13 protein-coding genes and 2 pseudogenes are annotated in these 16336 nt (G+C 36.2%); 8 read left to right on the forward strand and 7 right to left on the reverse strand.

The window, feature by feature from the left end; all coding sequences use genetic code 11:
• Positions 1-135: pseudogene (locus tag I6F42_RS18315) on the forward strand (integrase); the annotation flags it as partial.
• A gap of 85 nt (positions 136-220) precedes the next feature.
• Here the strand turns inward: I6F42_RS18315 and I6F42_RS18320 are convergent.
• Positions 221-703 carry a hypothetical protein gene (locus tag I6F42_RS18320; protein ID WP_010552961.1) on the reverse strand — a complete coding sequence of 161 codons (483 nt, stop codon included), beginning with the start codon at positions 701-703 and terminating at the stop codon, positions 221-223.
• The gene (locus I6F42_RS18325) at positions 703-1425 is read right to left on the reverse strand and encodes a hypothetical protein (protein ID WP_010552960.1); all 723 of its coding nucleotides are present in this window, start codon (positions 1423-1425) and stop codon (positions 703-705) included. The genes I6F42_RS18320 and I6F42_RS18325 overlap by 1 nt, the downstream gene beginning before the upstream one ends.
• A gap of 468 nt (positions 1426-1893) precedes the next feature.
• On the opposite strand from I6F42_RS18325, the gene I6F42_RS18330 reads away from it, so the two are divergent.
• Positions 1894-2451 (forward strand): TMEM165/GDT1 family protein, encoded by a 558-nt coding sequence (locus tag I6F42_RS18330; protein WP_024597356.1) that lies wholly within the window; start codon positions 1894-1896, stop codon positions 2449-2451.
• 60 nt (positions 2452-2511) lie between these two features.
• Here the strand turns inward: I6F42_RS18330 and I6F42_RS18335 are convergent, their stop codons facing one another.
• The 3 genes from I6F42_RS18335 to I6F42_RS18345 form a co-directional block, all read right to left on the reverse strand.
• Positions 2512-3036 carry a DUF6436 domain-containing protein gene (locus tag I6F42_RS18335; protein WP_007581838.1) on the reverse strand — a complete coding sequence of 175 codons (525 nt, stop codon included), beginning with the start codon at positions 3034-3036 and terminating at the stop codon, positions 2512-2514.
• Positions 3020-4486: a methyl-accepting chemotaxis protein gene (locus I6F42_RS18340; protein WP_010555299.1), complete on the reverse strand. Its 1467-nt coding sequence runs from the start codon at positions 4484-4486 to the stop codon at positions 3020-3022. The genes I6F42_RS18335 and I6F42_RS18340 overlap by 17 nt, the downstream gene beginning before the upstream one ends.
• A gap of 107 nt (positions 4487-4593) precedes the next feature.
• A complete protein-coding gene (locus I6F42_RS18345) occupies positions 4594-5145 on the reverse strand; it encodes a hydrolase (protein WP_165741307.1) in 552 nt (183 codons plus the stop codon).
• 166 nt (positions 5146-5311) lie between these two features.
• On the opposite strand from I6F42_RS18345, the gene I6F42_RS18350 reads away from it, so the two are divergent.
• Positions 5312-9811, forward strand: a complete 4500-nt coding sequence (locus tag I6F42_RS18350) for an EAL domain-containing protein (RefSeq protein ID WP_197152989.1) — start codon at positions 5312-5314, stop codon at positions 9809-9811.
• A gap of 69 nt (positions 9812-9880) precedes the next feature.
• Here the strand turns inward: I6F42_RS18350 and I6F42_RS18355 are convergent, their stop codons facing one another.
• On the reverse strand, positions 9881-10774 hold the full coding sequence (locus tag I6F42_RS18355; RefSeq protein ID WP_007581834.1) for a cation diffusion facilitator family transporter: 894 nt from the start codon (positions 10772-10774) through the stop codon (positions 9881-9883).
• Positions 10775-11157: 383 nt separating this feature from the next.
• Here I6F42_RS18355 and I6F42_RS18360 point away from each other — a divergent pair, with 383 nt between their 5' ends.
• The 3 genes from I6F42_RS18360 to I6F42_RS18370 all read left to right on the forward strand — a co-directional run bounded on the left by I6F42_RS18360 (position 11158) and on the right by I6F42_RS18370 (position 14158).
• Positions 11158-12597 (forward strand): diguanylate cyclase domain-containing protein, encoded by a 1440-nt coding sequence (locus tag I6F42_RS18360; protein ID WP_197152991.1) that lies wholly within the window; start codon positions 11158-11160, stop codon positions 12595-12597.
• Positions 12598-12727: 130 nt separating this feature from the next.
• Complete coding sequence (locus tag I6F42_RS18365) at positions 12728-13681, forward strand: slipin family protein (RefSeq protein ID WP_166377104.1); 954 nt, start codon at positions 12728-12730, stop codon at positions 13679-13681.
• 21 nt (positions 13682-13702) lie between these two features.
• The gene (locus I6F42_RS18370; RefSeq protein WP_024605673.1) at positions 13703-14158 is read left to right on the forward strand and encodes an NfeD family protein; all 456 of its coding nucleotides are present in this window, start codon (positions 13703-13705) and stop codon (positions 14156-14158) included.
• Between the two features lie 34 nt (positions 14159-14192).
• Here I6F42_RS18370 and I6F42_RS18375 read toward each other — a convergent pair whose 3' ends face one another.
• Positions 14193-15065 carry an SMP-30/gluconolactonase/LRE family protein gene (locus tag I6F42_RS18375; RefSeq protein WP_197152993.1) on the reverse strand — a complete coding sequence of 291 codons (873 nt, stop codon included), beginning with the start codon at positions 15063-15065 and terminating at the stop codon, positions 14193-14195.
• A 166-nt stretch (positions 15066-15231) separates the two neighbouring features.
• On the opposite strand from I6F42_RS18375, the pseudogene I6F42_RS18380 reads away from it, so the two are divergent.
• Both I6F42_RS18380 and I6F42_RS20260 read left to right on the forward strand, forming a co-directional pair.
• Positions 15232-15945: pseudogene (locus I6F42_RS18380) on the forward strand (patatin family protein); the annotation flags it as partial.
• A gap of 200 nt (positions 15946-16145) precedes the next feature.
• A complete protein-coding gene (locus tag I6F42_RS20260; protein ID WP_374939252.1) occupies positions 16146-16334 on the forward strand; it encodes a DUF6363 domain-containing protein in 189 nt (62 codons plus the stop codon).
• Positions 16335-16336: the final 2 nt, after the last annotated feature.

The following is a 16336-nucleotide window of genomic DNA, read 5'->3' on the forward strand; positions in this document are numbered from 1 at the left end:
CTAATTTACAAAAAAACTAAAAATTTAAGAGCCTGTCAGCTTCTACTTGGCCATAGAAAACTAGAGAGCACTGTCAGACACTTGGGAATAGAAGTTGATGATGCGTTAGAAGTATCAGAACAGATCGATGCTTAAGTTTGAACCAATGCCAGACCTGAAGTAAGCGTCTGGCATTGGTTTCTAAAAAAATGTTAATCCACGCTACTTTGTTCTAAGAAAATTATAATGGAGCTGTATCAATATTGATTTGATAAGGCTTACTGACAAACTCAGCCATTTTTATACACTCCTTAACTGCAAATCCTCGTCCTTTGTAGTTTGCGAAAGCAATATGAGTATTATCAGTTAACACTGCATATAATCTATAGTCATGTGTGTAGCCTTTTCTAGGTATAGCTTTAAAGCCTTTAATATCTGATAGTTTATACACACGTTTAAAAATAGTATATAAACTACTCGACTTTAATTCCAAGGTTTGCTTTGCGAGATCAAAACGACATACATAGCCACCAAACAGACCACTCCACCCTAGCCAGCATATAAACCCAGATACCCATATCGGTAATGATTTTGCTTCATCAGAATTGAACACATTAATTAGTCCGATAAATAAAAAGAAACCACACAACAAAACTAGCAATAATCTAGTTAACCTTGGTTGTCGATAAATAGCTAGCTCACTAGATAGTTCTTTAAAATACATTACAGCACTCCGTATTTAACTAAGCCAGCAATGGCTGTAAAAACAAAAAATGGCAAGGATAGTTTTATTAGCGATTTGCGATCCCATATTTCAATGAAAACAAGATCTTCACTATTAAAATCTACATCTTCCAGATGAGAGTTTGAATTAGCTTTTTTAGTATCATGAGTAATTTGAGGTGAGCTATATAATTCACTTTGAGCAAACCTTATCGGTGTTTTATTAGGCCAATCCGATATGGTTTCAACAGCAGTAGTATTATATTTCGTATATAAAAACGAAATGAACATCTTAGCATCTGTATACTGTTTAAATTCATATAACTGATCAACAAACTTAATTTGATAAGGGCCTTGCGCGCCTATACTACTTAATTCAAATGATAGTGTATCAAACGATGTAACAACTTTACTTCTTTGAAAGCAACCCCATAATGCGGTTTTTAAATTAAGCTGTTTTTCTGTCCCGTTAAACTCTAAACGGCTCTTTTGACCAAAAAGCAATATAGATATACCTAAAAAGAAGCTTGCCGAAATCGCGAAGAAAATACTTTCCCCTCCTTCGCTTGTGACAGTCATCACAATGCTAGTAATTCCAGGAATAAGCATAATAAACGCAAAAATTTTGCTTGTCATTTCGCGTCTTGAGGGCATTGTTGTATTACCACTTTGATCTGTTTTGAGAACTTTTTTTACAAGCTTGGATAGATTGTTATATTCCATTACTTCAACCTTAAAAATTAATTATTACCTTATTTACATTAACATAAAGTAGCTAAGTAAACCTTATCTCACGATACTCATATCATTCCTTATATAAGAGTCAAATTACTATTTACATCAAGTCAGGGAAATCTTAAATGCATTTGATATAAAAAGATGACCGTCCGGTTATCGCTCTTTCCTGACTATCAACTAATTGCCAAAAGCTAACTTTATTACTCCCGAATAAATTAACTATATTCGATTCTTAATATTTACCACGCAAAAGTTTTGTGGAATAATGCCCGCCTCTTAGGGGAGTAGCCCGCTCAGTAATGAGTAAACTTATCAACATAATTGCACCTCATGTGCATGGTAAGTTTGTAATGTTGTAGCAAGCGTTATCGGCGAGACCTAGGTAGACACTATCCTCATGGCGGGAGATAGTTGTTTGCCTTGGTTTAGTATTCCCGCCTGTAAGAATCAATAATGGAAGTTTTTTTAACCTCAACCGTCACTGTCACACTTGCCGAAATAGGCGATAAAACCCAGCTTTTATCGCTCCTGTTAGCCGCCCGTTTTCGTAATAAAGGCGCGCTTATTCTTGGTATTTTAGCCGCAACCTTACTCAATCATGGTTTATCAGCGTGGTTTGGGCAGTGGTTAAGTAATAGTTTTTCTTCTGAATATTTACCTTGGCTTGTAAACATCAGCTTTATTGTTGTTGGCCTTTGGCTATTAGTTCCAGACAAAGACGAAGATGTAAGTAGTAAATACGATAGCTACGGGGCTTTTTTAGTCGCTTTTGTATTATTTTTTATTGCAGAAATTGGTGATAAAACACAAATAGCGACGGTGTTGTTAGGCGCACAATATCAGTCTGTGTTTTGGGTAACGGTAGGAACCACGTTAGGTATGCTAATTGCTAACGTGCCTGTTATATACGCTGGTAATGCATTACTAAAAAGAATATCTCTAAACACCGTACGTGCTATTGCTGCTTGTGTGTTTGTGTCATTAGGTATTTATGGCTTAGTTACAATTTAATCAATATTAAAGCTCGCAACTGTTGATTTAAGTGCGAGCTTTAGTTTATCGATACGTTATTTATGCATTATTTACACAGTAACATCCCTTGGTTTGTGTAATTAAGAGATTTGAATTAAAACCTGCAGCTAAATTAGTGACCGCAGTTTCAACAAAACCACTTCCTTGGGCACAAGCTAATCCTTCAGAGAGCGGCCCAGCATAAACAAACTCACCGTTTTTATTAATAATAACGGCGGCAGGCGTTGCCGGAATAACGTGTTTAAGCTTTGGTGTTAATTCAACTTGTACAACCTTCATAGCTTTATTGGCAGCAAAAGAGGTTAACGATGAAATATGCGGCTTAGCTTGTATAGTACACCCGCATTTTTTTTCTGTTATAAGCACTAAAGACGGCTCACCAGTATCAACCCAATCCAATTGCTTTTTAAAGTTATTAAACCAGTGTTTTTGCAATAAAACTTTTGAGCTATCAAACGGTTTAAGCTGCTCTAATTGAAAATAAACTAACCCTGCAACAACACAAATAAGCCATGTAGCTATAAGCGAAAATACGAAAGTGTTAGATTTATTTAAACTTGGCAATGCTTTGCTCTAACACATCAATACTTACATCGATTAACTGCACCTTAGCGGTTAACTGCTGCACTATTTGCGTATCTTGGTACTGATTTTGGCGCATAGTATCAGTACTGCTTGCTATTAATTCAGTATTACCTGCCTGCTCAGCTACAACTTGTGCAACTGAATCAGAGCTTGAGGATACTGCGGCTATTTGCTCGCTCATTGCTGAAATATTCTCTTTCATTGCAGCACTAATACTTGTTAAATCAACTACAAAATTCACACACTGACTCATTGATTGTGTTGACGTTTTGCTATTATTAACAAGATCTTTTAATGTTAGACTAATTTTATCTGTTGTTGCTTTACTATGGTTAGCCAAAGATCTTACCTCATCAGCAACAACAGCAAAACCTCGTCCATGTTCACCTGCACGGGCGGCTTCAATAGCTGCATTTAAAGCAAGCAAATTTGTTTGCTCAGCGATACCCGATATTTCATTAAGAAGACCAGAAATAACCCCCCCAGCTGCAACTAAATGACTTATTTGCTCTTCTGTATGATTAAGTAACGTTAATAACTCTCTACTTTTCGAATCTGTTTGATGAACATCCTCTAACGCATTACTTACAGTTTTAGTAATATGGTCGACTTGACTCTTAAGCGCTTCACTTTCTTCTTCAACAAGCTTAAAGCCATGTGCAACTTGTGAGCCTGAATTCGCTATATCATCCGTTTGCTGTGTACGCTGCACTGCACCACCGGCCAGCTGTTCATGAACATGTATAAGCTCTCGCGAGTTTTTTTGCAGTGATTCTGATTGCGCTTGAACTTGCTTAATAACATCAGATATATAGTCTAGCAGTGTATTAAATCCAACCACAGCATCGCTTTTAGTATCATCAGCACGTAGGGAAAGTTTAATATTTTCGGGATCTTTCATTATTTGCTCTGTCGCATAACTTAATGACAAGCCTGCACGGCGCTCACGTTGCAATGTTTTAGCTATATAACCTGCAACTAGCACTTCAACAATCGCATACCCTGCATGTATAAGTACTGTAGTAAAAGCGAGTCTATCCGGATCAAATACGTAGAAACCTGCATTTTGAGTTTGAAGATAATAAAAAGATAAATGATGAACAGCAACAAATATAATTGCCGTTATAAAAACACGCCACTGTACAAACATTATAAGTACAGCCATTAAAATGAATATCTCAAAGTGAACTTCTATTAGCCCGAATGTTTGTTGGATGTGCAAAAAGGAGAACATCATGATAGCGGCTGCAACTACGTGTGCCGTTACAACGTTGTCAGGATACGTTCTGAGTAACCAAATTGGGAGTAAGCAAAGTGGCAAGCCAATAATAAAAGCTTGAGTTAACGTACCAAAATACAGACCAACCCCAATAGACTCAATAAATAGAAGACTAAAAATGATGGTAAATAACCGAGCGACACTAGACATAAAACCCTTTAATATATTGAAGCTTACTAAACACACAGCATTATACGTAGTAAAACTTAAATTAGAGCACCGATTTTAATAAAATTTAAGCCAGACTTTGAATAAGCTTATTTTATTATAGGTAATATTTTTTTAAACGTCGGTGTTGCTGCTTTTTTTGTCCATTGAAAAATAACTATTTCAGCGCATGAAATTACCGAACCAGCTTGGCGTAGCTGTTCAATCGCCAAATTTTTATGTTGCGGATTTCTCGAGCCAACTCCGTCGTGTACGATAATAACTTCAAAACCATTTTCTATTAAATCTAAGCATGTTTGTAAAACACACACATGCGCTTCAGTGCCAACAACAACAACTTGCTTTTTACCATAGCTTTTTAACTTATCAACAAAGCCAGGCTCTGCACACGCACTAAAGTACGTTTTATGAAAATACGTAGCATTAGGTAACGTATTTTTAATTTGCTGATTAGTCTCGCCCAACCCCTTGACATATTGCTCGGTTATTAAGACTGGGACACCGTGAATAATACCCGCCTGCGCTAACTGCAATGTACTTTTTAAAATATTCGGAAAGTCTTTAATTGCAGGAGCAAGCAACTCTTGTAAGTCTATTATTAATAACACGCTATTTTTTGCATCAATATTAGATAAAACCACTATACTCTCCTTATGAACATTAACTGTTATCTATATAGATTAGCTCACTATTTGAAAATAGAGCTTTTAACTTTACGTATATTATTTGTAATTAAAAAATAAAAACTTATGCTATATTTATTATCTAGCTAAGTATCATCCTATCCTCCACTGAGAGTGTTTATAAGTGCGTTTGAGCAAACTTTTTTTTCATATCACCATTGTTTTTTTACTATGCATCCAAAGCACTTTTGCATCACAAAACTATGCTCAACAATTACAACGAATTTCTACTGACGAAGGTCTCTCGCAAAGTTACGTTTTGCAGACTCAAGAGGATGATATTGGTTATATTTGGATAGCAACCCAACAGGGTTTAAACCGTTTTGATGGTTATAATGTAAAAACTTTTAATGGTGGCTTTGGCTTAGATAAACACTATATTTATGCATTATTTAAAGCCGAAGACGGAAAAATCATTGTCTCAACTGATCTTTCTGGTGCGTATATAATAGATCCCCTCACTTTAAAAACCGAAAAAATCTATTCTGGTCAAATAGATAAAGAAAAAAAGATGTTTTCTCCAATCTCCGCAATGACTCAGCAACAAGATATTTTTTACTTCGCCATAGATGGTCAAATATATAAATTTGATGAGGCGAGTAAACACTTTACACTTAAGCTAGCACTCCCAAATAAAAGAGACTACATTAGGTCACTAACGATATATAAAAACACTTTATATATTGGTACAAATGATGGTTTATACACTGCAAATATAGATAATTCAGAACTTGTAAAAATCCCTCTTCATCCCCCTGAAAAAAATACGATAGATAATATAAACGTCAAATTTTTAAGTGTTGATAATGAATTAGGATTACTTGTTGGTACTGTCGAAGGTATGTATCAATTAGCATTTGATAATAACAAAAATATATCTGCAGCAAATGTTACAACATTAATTCCTGATTATAATATATGGGATTATGCCAATACTGTTTACGGCGAATTTGTAGCAACCGAAAGTGGATTATTTAGTTATCACCGCGAAACCGAAGAGTTAGAGTTCATATTAAATTATGAAAAAAGTAAGTTTAATATTAATGAAAACTCAATCAACGATCTAATGATTGATAAGTCCGGCATGCTTTGGCTCGCATCTAGAACCCAAGGCGTGTTTACCTGGCCAATTAAAACCCGACGGTTTAAACACATTTTTTTACCCGGTAACAATACTGTTCATGCCACCTACCAAGATAAAAATAATATTATATGGCTAGGAACAGAAGATGGAATTGCGCGCTACGACAAAGCAACAAATAAAAGTGAAGTATATTTAAGCTCGACCGACTCAAAAGCAATATACGGAGCATCTGCGGTATTTGATATTTTTGCGTCTTCAATTGGAAACGATCAATTTCTTTGGCTTGTTACTTATGATGGTTTTAAACTTTTCGATAAGCAAACGGGTAAAGTTATTGAAAATAAAGACACAGACAATAATGTAATTAACCAGCTCAACTTATTTGGTTTTGCCCAAGTTGATGCAAATAAATATGCATTTATGTCTGATGATAACTTTTATGTTTTTAATGAAACAACCGGAAAAACAAGAATTATTAAAGGACTCAAAGAGCAAGTTGACCCTTTATTTTCTTATGCTTTTTATAAACCCCTCGACACACATCCTGAAGAGTTTGTACTTGGCACATCAAAAAGTTTTTTTAGGTACAACGAAAAAACGAAAACTTTAACGACTATATTCCAGTCTTTTAATCCTAAAGAAGATATTTTTTACACTGTAGAAAACTTTTACTTAGACTCAAAACGAAATATTTTATGGTTGGCAACCACCCACGAAGGCTTGCTTGGTGTTGACCCAGTTACTTATGAGAGAAAACACTACATAGGATTAAAAAATTCATTTAATACTGACTCTATCTATTCGTTACTTCCTGATGAAAATGGTTTTTTATGGGCAAGTACCGACAATGGTTTATATCAAATAAACCTAGATACACTCAATGTGGTGAGTTATTCAGTAAAAGACGGATTGAATATAAACCAATTTACTCCTATAGCAGCAACAACATTAAACGATGGCAGGCTTATATTTGGTAGTAATGCGGGCGCCCTACTTTTTGACCCCTTAGACTTTGATGAAAAAGAATTATTTAAAAAAAATAATGTAGCGATTACCGATATAAATCTTTTTACGAAAGAGCTCGATTATTACCCTCATAAATACCTTAGCCAACCACTTGATCTCAGTTATGAAGACATGGGCCTTACAGTTAGTTTTTCTAACTTTTCTTACCCCAATATAGACAAAGCGTATTATAAGGTAATTCTTTCAGGGCCAACGTCCCTTACATATGAAGACTTACAATCTAACCAAGTGTTTTTCACAAAACTTCAACCCGGTAGTTATTCGCTAAAAATATCAGCACATAATCGCGATGGTATTGTTACAAGCGAACCTGCAACACTTAATATCAACGTGGCCTACGCACCATGGAAGTCGCCCTTTGCTATTGTCGCCTATGTAGTTTTAATAATTGCCGTGTTGTTTTTCATTTTTTGGCAATACCGCAGCCGCCAAGTTGCAATTGAACAAGCCCATAGAGCGACTATTCATTCGCAAAAGCAAACAGAACTCGCGCTTAAAAATAACAAAAGTGGCGTGTGGGATTATAATTTTAAAGATGCTTCCGTAAGTACGCTCAGAGGAAGTGAATTAGGCTATACAGGCTTGCCTGTACGCGTACACATAGAACAATTTTTAGCGCTAATACACCCAGATGACCGACGTCGTTTTGAAAACCAATGGGAAAACTACTTCAAGTACAAAAAACAACAAAACTGGCAAGCAACTTATCGTCTACAGCATAAAAATGGGCATTGGTTATGGTATCAAGATACAGGACAAGTTATATACGATCCTCAAACAAATGAGCCGCTATATGTTTCTGGCATATATACCAATATCACTGAGCAACGGGCTAATGAGCAACAAGCAAAAATTCTAGGTGAAGCGTTTAGCCAAATAAACGACTGGTTACTTATACTCGATAAGCATTTAATGCCATTTTCTGCGAACAACAGTTTTATTGAAACGTTTTCAAATGAACAAGCGGCCACTAAAATTAGCCCAAAATTATTTATTAGGGCCATTGGTAAAGATAAGTGTAGAGAGTTTGCAAATATTTTAAAAAAATTAAAAGCTACAGAAAACTGGCAAAGTGATGCTTATATAAAAACAGCAAAGAGTAACGAACATCCAGTACATATAAGCGCCACAGCCGTAACAAAAGATACTGCAAGCTACTACGTGGTTGTTATTACAGATTTAACTGAGCAAAAACGTGCAGAAAACGAACTGCGCTATTTGGCTAATTTTGATCCTCTAACACATCTCCCAAATCGTAGTTTAATGTATCAAAACATTGAAAAAGCGATTAAACATGCCAATGAAAGTAATACACAATGCGCATTATTATTTATTGATTTAGATAAGTTTAAACCTGTTAACGACTCTTTTGGCCACGCAGTTGGCGATAAGCTCTTATGTAATATTACACAAAGAGTGAACGGTATGCTTGGCGTAAACGCAAAACTTGGCCGTCAAAGTGGTGATGAATTTTTAGTGCTGATTCAAAATATAAAATCGCTTCAGTCTCTTCGCGATACAGTAAGAAAAATTAGTAATGAGTTAGCTAATAAAGTAATTATTGAAGACTTCTCTATTAATATTTCAGCCAGTATTGGCGTCGCTTTATACCCATTCGATGCTGTAACCACCGATATACTCATTCGTAATGCCGATGTTGCGATGATGCACGCTAAACAAGGCGGGAGAAACGACTTTAAGTTTTTTAGCGATGAAATGAATGAGCTGATAAAACAAAAGTTACTGCTCGAAAATGATTTAAAAGATGCAGTAAAAGACAACCGATTTTTTAATCACTATCAGCCCATTATCGACATACAAGAAAAAACAATAAATGGCGTGGAGTTACTCATGCGCTGGAAAAATCAAGGACAGTTGGTATCGCCAGCACTTTTTATACCGGTAGCAGAAGAAACCGGTTTAATAGAACTCCTTACTGAGCAAGCATTGCAACGAGCTCTTATTGAAATTGCACCTATACTCAGCGCAAACCCATTGTTTTATATATCTTTAAACTTATCTCCTAAACACATTTTAAAAACAAACATAACCCAACGGTTAATGTCCATATTAGCGGACTCTCAAGTTCATCCAAGACAATTAAGACTTGAAATAACAGAGAGTATTTTACTAGAAGATAAACTCAAAGCAGCCAAGCAGCTACAAAACTTAAAAGCTGCTGGGTTTAAATTACTACTTGACGATTTTGGTACTGGTTACTCGTCACTCACCTACTTGAGCCAATTTCCTATTAATGTTATTAAAATAGATCAAAGCTTTGTAGACAGTATTGGTATAGATAAAGGGGATGAATCGATTATTAAGACCATTCTTTTATTGGCCGAAAACCTAGATCTTTACTGTATTGCAGAAGGAGTAGAAACGCGCGAACAGATGATCTTTTTAGCTGAGGTTGGATGTACTGTACTGCAAGGTTATTACTTTGCAAGGCCAATGGATGCTAAAGACTTACGTAAAAGCGATTGTTTTAGCAATATCATTGATTTGATTTGATTTGATTTGATTTAAAACATTAAAAGCGTGCTAATCATTATTACACGCTTTTATATTAATTAAATGCTACTAATGAATGTGATGGCATTCGTGGCTTTCTATTTGTAATACACTATTGCGTACATTAAATTTTTCAGCTAACAGTTGTTCTACCTTCATACGACATGCTTCATCGTGTTTTTCAATAGTACAATGCTCTTTAAGTACAACGTGCGCCCCGACTACTACACCCTTATATTTACGCGTTACAGTGACGTTATGGACATTGTGAACATGCTCCATATCTGTAATCTCACTTTCAATATCTGCAACTTTAGGAAGTTTGGCCTTATTTAAGCGTAAACCTTTTATACAACTAATAATGACCTTAACACCGGTAAACAACACGAAAGAGGCGATTAACATGCTCGATAAAATATCGATAACAACCCAGCCCGTAAAATATATAAGAATACCAGCCACAAATGTCGATACGGTAGAAATCAAATCAAAGAATGAATGTAAAAATACCGCGTAAACATTAATACTCGCTTTGCGGCCTTTATATAAAACCCATGCAGCAGCACCATGGAACAGAAAACCAATAGCAGCAATAACCGACATTAAATAACTATTAATAGCCAGCTCGTTTCCTTCATGCTGGTGTATATAGCGCTCACCACCTTCATACAAAATAATTAAACTGATTGCTAGGTATAAAAATCCGTTCACCAGACCGCCCAAAAGCTCGGCTCTTTGATGACCATCGTTATAGGTTTTAGCAAAATGAATAGCGAGACTTGATGCAATCAGTGCGATGAATAACGAGCTATTGTGAACAAACAAATGCCCCGCATCGGCAAGTACAGCAAGCGAATTAGAATAATAAGCACCTATAACCTGAATTACCATAAACGAACACGTAATTGCTAGCGCAATAAGTAACCGACGACGAGAAGCTTGGTGTGTAGTGATTTCTGTCATGAAATGCTTGAATAACCTATACTTAAAGTGCAAATAAACCAAAGATGGCTTAGAGTAGAAAAGGGTAATGATATACAGTATCAATTATAATACGTACTGCCCTCAAACGCACTAAAAACTTAGTAAATCAAAAAAAATGAGCTAATAATTAGTAGGGCTTGTTGAACTTCGGTGGTTGAATTTACACCAGTATTTTTGTTTTTTAGGCAAGGCAGAGTCTATGTAGTGTGGCTATTCCCCATAAATAGGCGATAACGCAGCATAAATACCAAACATGCGCTGCCCTTTGAGCTCGATCTAAGGACGATTAACATGCCCAAGTAAAAACAATAAAAATACAATAGATAACAATTTAATTGTGGCTTAAACACATGGAGAGTTGAGTGAGTAATAACCTATCAGATGAAATATGGCGAAACTTGGAGTTACTGCCGTTTTGTGTATTACTTTATGATGCCAATGAAAATATATTTAAAGTTAACAGCCAAGCACAGGACTTGTTTGGCTTAAGAAACAAATCAAATTTTAATAAAATTGATTTTTCACACATCACTTTGACCAATCATCACAGTAAAAAAGAACTATTAGTCGAGGAGCTATTCTTTGATTATTTCACTGCAAATAACCAATGCCAGTTTGTTTTATCAAAACAGGTATCTAAATTGCTACTCAATGTAAAATTTGCAAAATTACCTAACTCAAGCTCCATTATTATAATTGATATATTGAATAATAATGTAGATGAACAATATGATTTTGATAATATTATTTCGAACATATCAACTGACTTAATTGATATTCAAAACAACGACGTTGATAAGCATATCAACTACGCATTAAAAGCTATTGGTACCGTTTGCCACGCAGATAGAAGTTATCTTTTTAAGTTTGCCGAGGATGGTAAAACCATAAATAACACCCACGAATGGGTCAATAATGATATACAAGCATTTAAAGAGGACTTACAAAACCTTCCGAAAAGCGATCTCCCCTACTTTTTTAGTTTGATGGCACGTACTCACTTATTTAGAGTTAACGATGTAACGTCGTTACCCATTCAAGCAATGAGCGAAAAAACAATTTTCCAGCGACAAAAAATAAAATCAGTACTTTGCATTGGTCTACGTTATGACAAAGAGCTCGTTGGCTTTATAGGCTGTGATTGCGTTGTTCAAAAGCGAAACTGGACTGATTTAGACCTTATTCGCTTAAGGTTAGTAGGTGAAATGCTTGCTAATGCTTTCAAAAATTTAAATTACAAGCAAGAGCTACAACAAGCTCAGCAGCAACTCATTAATGCCAATCATAAACTTAACAAACAAGTTAATACTGATGGCCTTACAAACATTGCTAACCGACGCTGTTTTGATCAAACTTTAAAATGCGAAATTAAGCGCGGCGCACGTAATAAAGAACCCATTAGTTTAATAATGTGTGATATTGATTTTTTTAAGCGTTATAACGATAACTATGGGCATCAGCTAGGTGACGAAGTGTTAAAAAAAGTTGCCAAAGCGCTGCATGATCTTTGTAAACGTGAAGGTGATTTAGCCGCTCGTTTCGGTGGTGAAGAATTTGCGATAATTTTACCTGCAGTCGACACAGATCATTGTCAAAGATATGCTGTTCTTATTCAGGAAAAAATTGCAGAACTTGCAATTGAACATAACTTTTCAAGTGCCAGTAAATACCTCACTTTGAGTATCGGATTTTATAGCCTTATACCCAATCAAAAAACAACACCTAAAGAAGTTATAACTAACGCCGACATAGCCCTTTATAACGCAAAAGAAACAGGCAGAAATAAAATAGCCAGCTTTTAAAAAAACCGACTAAGTCGGCGCGCTACAGTGAGTTTTAGTGGTTAAAAGTTCGCTGTAGTGATAATCTATACACGCTGAAATTATAAACAATACAACCACTCAGCGTTTAATTATTATAAGGAATGTTTAAATGGATCCAGTCACACAAATTCTCGATATGGTTTTTACTGTTGAGGCTTTTTTACTTGTTTTTGTTATCGTGCTTTTAAAAAGTAGCGTTAAATTTGTACCACAAAACCGCGCCTGGTTAATCGAACGTTTTGGTAAATACCAATCAACTAAAGAAGCCGGCCTTAACTTTATTATTCCATTTATTGATAGAATCTCGGCTGATCGTAGCTTAAAAGAACAAGCTCAAGATGTACCATCGCAGTCAGCTATCACTAAAGATAACATCTCACTTATAGTTGATGGCGTACTGTACTTTAGGGTACTAGACCCGTACAAAGCAACGTATGGCGTTGACGACTATACATTTGCAGTTGTACAACTTTCGCAAACAACAATGCGTTCAGAATTAGGTAAAATGGAGCTTGATAAAACATTTGAAGAGCGTGATTTACTTAATACCAACATTGTTGCAGCTATAAACCAGGCATCTGAGCCTTGGGGTATTCAAGTACTTCGCTACGAAATTAAAGATATTGTGCCGCCTAACTCTATTATGGAAGCGATGGAAGCACAAATGAAAGCTGAGCGTGTTAAACGAGCTCAAATTTTAGAGTCAGAAGGTGATCGCCAAGCAAATATCAACGTTGCTGAAGGTAAAAAACAAGCACAAGTACTTGCTGCTGAAGCCGACAAAGCCGAGCAAATTTTACGCGCTGAAGGTGAAGCAACAGCTATTACTACGGTTGCAGAAGCACAAGCAAATGCACTTATTAAAATAGGTGAAGCTGCAGATACAGAGCAAGGTCAAAAAGCAATTCAGTTAGATTTAGCAACTAAAGCAATCGCGGCTAAAGAAGCGATTGCTCGTGAATCATCAATTGTATTATTGCCAGACAACGCGACAGATGCAAGCTCAATGGTTGCCCAAGGTATGGCAATTATTAATAGTTTAAATAAAAAGAATTTGGGTTAATAACTAAATAAAGAGGTTTGTATGGATTTTATTACGCAAAATTTACCGCAAACACTTATGGTACTTGGTATTGTTGCTTTAATAATAGAAGTAGCAGTACTTGGCCTTTCTACATTTATTTTGTTGTTTTTTGGATTATCGTTATTCCTTACAGGATTATTAATGAGTTTTGGTATTTTACCTGACTCATTAGCAACAGCCCTTTGGAGTAATGCAGTTGTAACAGCTGGCTTAGCCGTTGCACTTTGGAAACCATTAAAACAAATGCAAAATCGCGTAGATAAGAAGCAAGTGAATAGTGATTTTGCTGAACTTACTTTTGTACTTACTAGCGATGTAACAGAACAAGGTTTAACTACACATCAATATTCAGGTATTAGCTGGAAACTCAAAAGTGAGCAACCAATTAGCGCCGGTACTGAGGTTTTAGTAACCAAAAAAGAAGTGGGTGTTATGTGGGTTAAGCCTAAAAGCTAACCATCACTTTAAAACAAGCACTGTGTATAATAAATTACAGTAAAACGGGCGGCTCAAACTGCCCGTTTTTTATGCCTGAGATTTGAAATACAGCGCCTTGTTCAGTAACAGTATTATTAATCGATTCATCAAATGCCGATGTCACAAGTAACAATTCAGCATTTTCACCACCAAATGCAGTGCACGTCGGTTTTATTGCACAAAGCTTTATTGTTTTAATTAGCTCACCGCCTGGGGATAAACACATAACAGACCCCATTCCCCACACAGCTAGCCACAAATTACCTAATTGGTCGGTTACGCAGCCATCGGGGTCAACATCAGTATTATTAAATTGATAAAAAACACGTGGCTCAGAGCAAGGTTCGCCAGTTTGCTCATCCAAATCTAATACATAAATACAACTCGTTAAAGAGTCGCAGTAATAACCGCGTAAACGTGGCTTATCAAAGCACAATCCATTTGGGATACTCAAGTTACTTACAACGACTTTAAGCTGGTGTTTATAATAACGGTATATTTTACCGTCACCTTTTTTAGCATTTACGTCCATTGTACTTAACCAAAAACCACCCCATGGATCAGCGCGGCCGTCGTTTGAACGCCTATTTAGTTGTGTATTTTCAATATTAAGAATAAGGTGGCGAGTACTCGAATTAATATGGTACTTGTATAAACCAGTACTTGTACCTAGCAACAAGTGCTGCTCATCAATCCACGCTATTGCACTGAGCGTATCAGGCATATTAATTGTTTTTAGTTGGCTTTCGCTGTGTATTTTTTTGCTTAAAAGTAATTTTTTATTTATGTCGACCCAAAAAAAAGTATTCAGCATAGGGTGCCAAAGAGGACTTTCTGCAAGCTGATTCTGTGTGCTTTCAAAAATGGTTACGCTAGGGTCAAACATAAATACTTATTCTTTATTATTAACAAAGCCTTGTAACCCAAACCTTACCAGAAAACAGTTGATTTCGCGATGTGTACCTGGCTTTAATTTATCAACCCATTTAGTAATCTCTATCGCATTTCTTAGACTGAGTTGATAACATCAAATTTCATAAAAAGGATTGGCCATGAACAACAATAATAAAAACACACTCGTCGTTGAAGGCGGTGCAATGCGCGGTATATTTGCCGCAGGTGTGCTTGATGAGTTTTTAAAACAGCAATACCAGCCGTTTGAACGCTACTTTGGTGTTTCAGCTGGGGCAACTAATATAGCTGCATTTTTATGCAAACAACCAATGCGAAATTACAAAGTAATTACCGACTATTCATGCCGCCCTGAATTCATTAAGTTAGCGCGCTTTATAAAAGGTGGTCATTTATTCGATTTAGATTGGTTATGGCAAGAAACAATTCGCGAAATACGCCTTCATACGGAGGTCTTTGAGCAAACTCCACACGAGTTTTATATTGTATCTACGGCAATCGAATCAGGCAAAGCACACTATTTAAAAGCCACCAGCGCCGATATGGTGCATCAATTAAAAGCATCATGCGCTATACCCATTGCATATCGTGACTACCCTATTATTAATGACATAGCGATGACCGATGGCGGTGTTGCTGATTCAATTCCGGTAATAAAAGCTTACGAAATGGGTGCACGCGAAATCACCGTTATTTTGTCTCAATGTTTAGGCTATCGTAAAAAACCAAGTAAGGCACCTTGGCTTACTAAAAAAATGTATAAAAACTATCCCGCATTAATTCAAACGACCTTAAACAGGGCTGATTTTTATAATAAGTCTATCGATTTTATTATGAATCCACCTAGGGCGTGTTGATCTTTGTGGATTGAAATTTGTTCAATCTAGGGGCGATTAAATCGCGGCGCGAGGTTTGTAACCTAGTGGGCTAAGTAAAAACCGAGCAACAAAGAGTTAATAGTCCCTAGAAAGAACCCTTTGGGCAGCGCATGTTTGGTATTTATGCTGCGTTATCGCCTATTCATGGGGAATAACCACACTACATAGGCTCCGCCTTGCCTAAAAGCCAAACATACTGCTGCAAATTCACCCACCAAAGATCAACACGCCCTAATGACTGCAAAATCAATATCATTGCACCACCGGCTAATTTTAAAGTTGGGCGTACCACTAAAAAGTTTGAAATACTTAATAGTGGTTACAACATGGGAGTTGATACTGCTAAGGCCTTTTTAGCTAAATAACT

This window comes from Pseudoalteromonas sp. SWYJZ12, from assembly GCF_015864395.1.
In the GTDB taxonomy this organism is placed as follows: domain Bacteria; phylum Pseudomonadota; class Gammaproteobacteria; order Enterobacterales; family Alteromonadaceae; genus Pseudoalteromonas; species Pseudoalteromonas arctica.

Bases quoted from the DNA above. Each gene is read 5' to 3' on its own strand.
- I6F42_RS18320 (WP_010552961.1), bottom strand. From the start codon at position 703: ATGTATTTTAAAGAACTATCTAGTGAGCTAGCTATTTATCGACAACCA.
- I6F42_RS18325 (WP_010552960.1), bottom strand. From the start codon at position 1,425: ATGGAATATAACAATCTATCCAAGCTTGTAAAAAAAGTTCTCAAAACA.
- I6F42_RS18330 (WP_024597356.1), top strand. From the start codon at position 1,894: ATGGAAGTTTTTTTAACCTCAACCGTCACTGTCACACTTGCCGAAATA.
- I6F42_RS18340 (WP_010555299.1), bottom strand. From the start codon at position 4,486: ATGTCTAGTGTCGCTCGGTTATTTACCATCATTTTTAGTCTTCTATTT.
- I6F42_RS18355 (WP_007581834.1), bottom strand. From the start codon at position 10,774: ATGACAGAAATCACTACACACCAAGCTTCTCGTCGTCGGTTACTTATT.
- I6F42_RS18365 (WP_166377104.1), top strand. From the start codon at position 12,728: ATGGATCCAGTCACACAAATTCTCGATATGGTTTTTACTGTTGAGGCT.
- I6F42_RS18370 (WP_024605673.1), top strand. From the start codon at position 13,703: ATGGATTTTATTACGCAAAATTTACCGCAAACACTTATGGTACTTGGT.
- I6F42_RS18375 (WP_197152993.1), bottom strand. From the start codon at position 15,065: ATGTTTGACCCTAGCGTAACCATTTTTGAAAGCACACAGAATCAGCTT.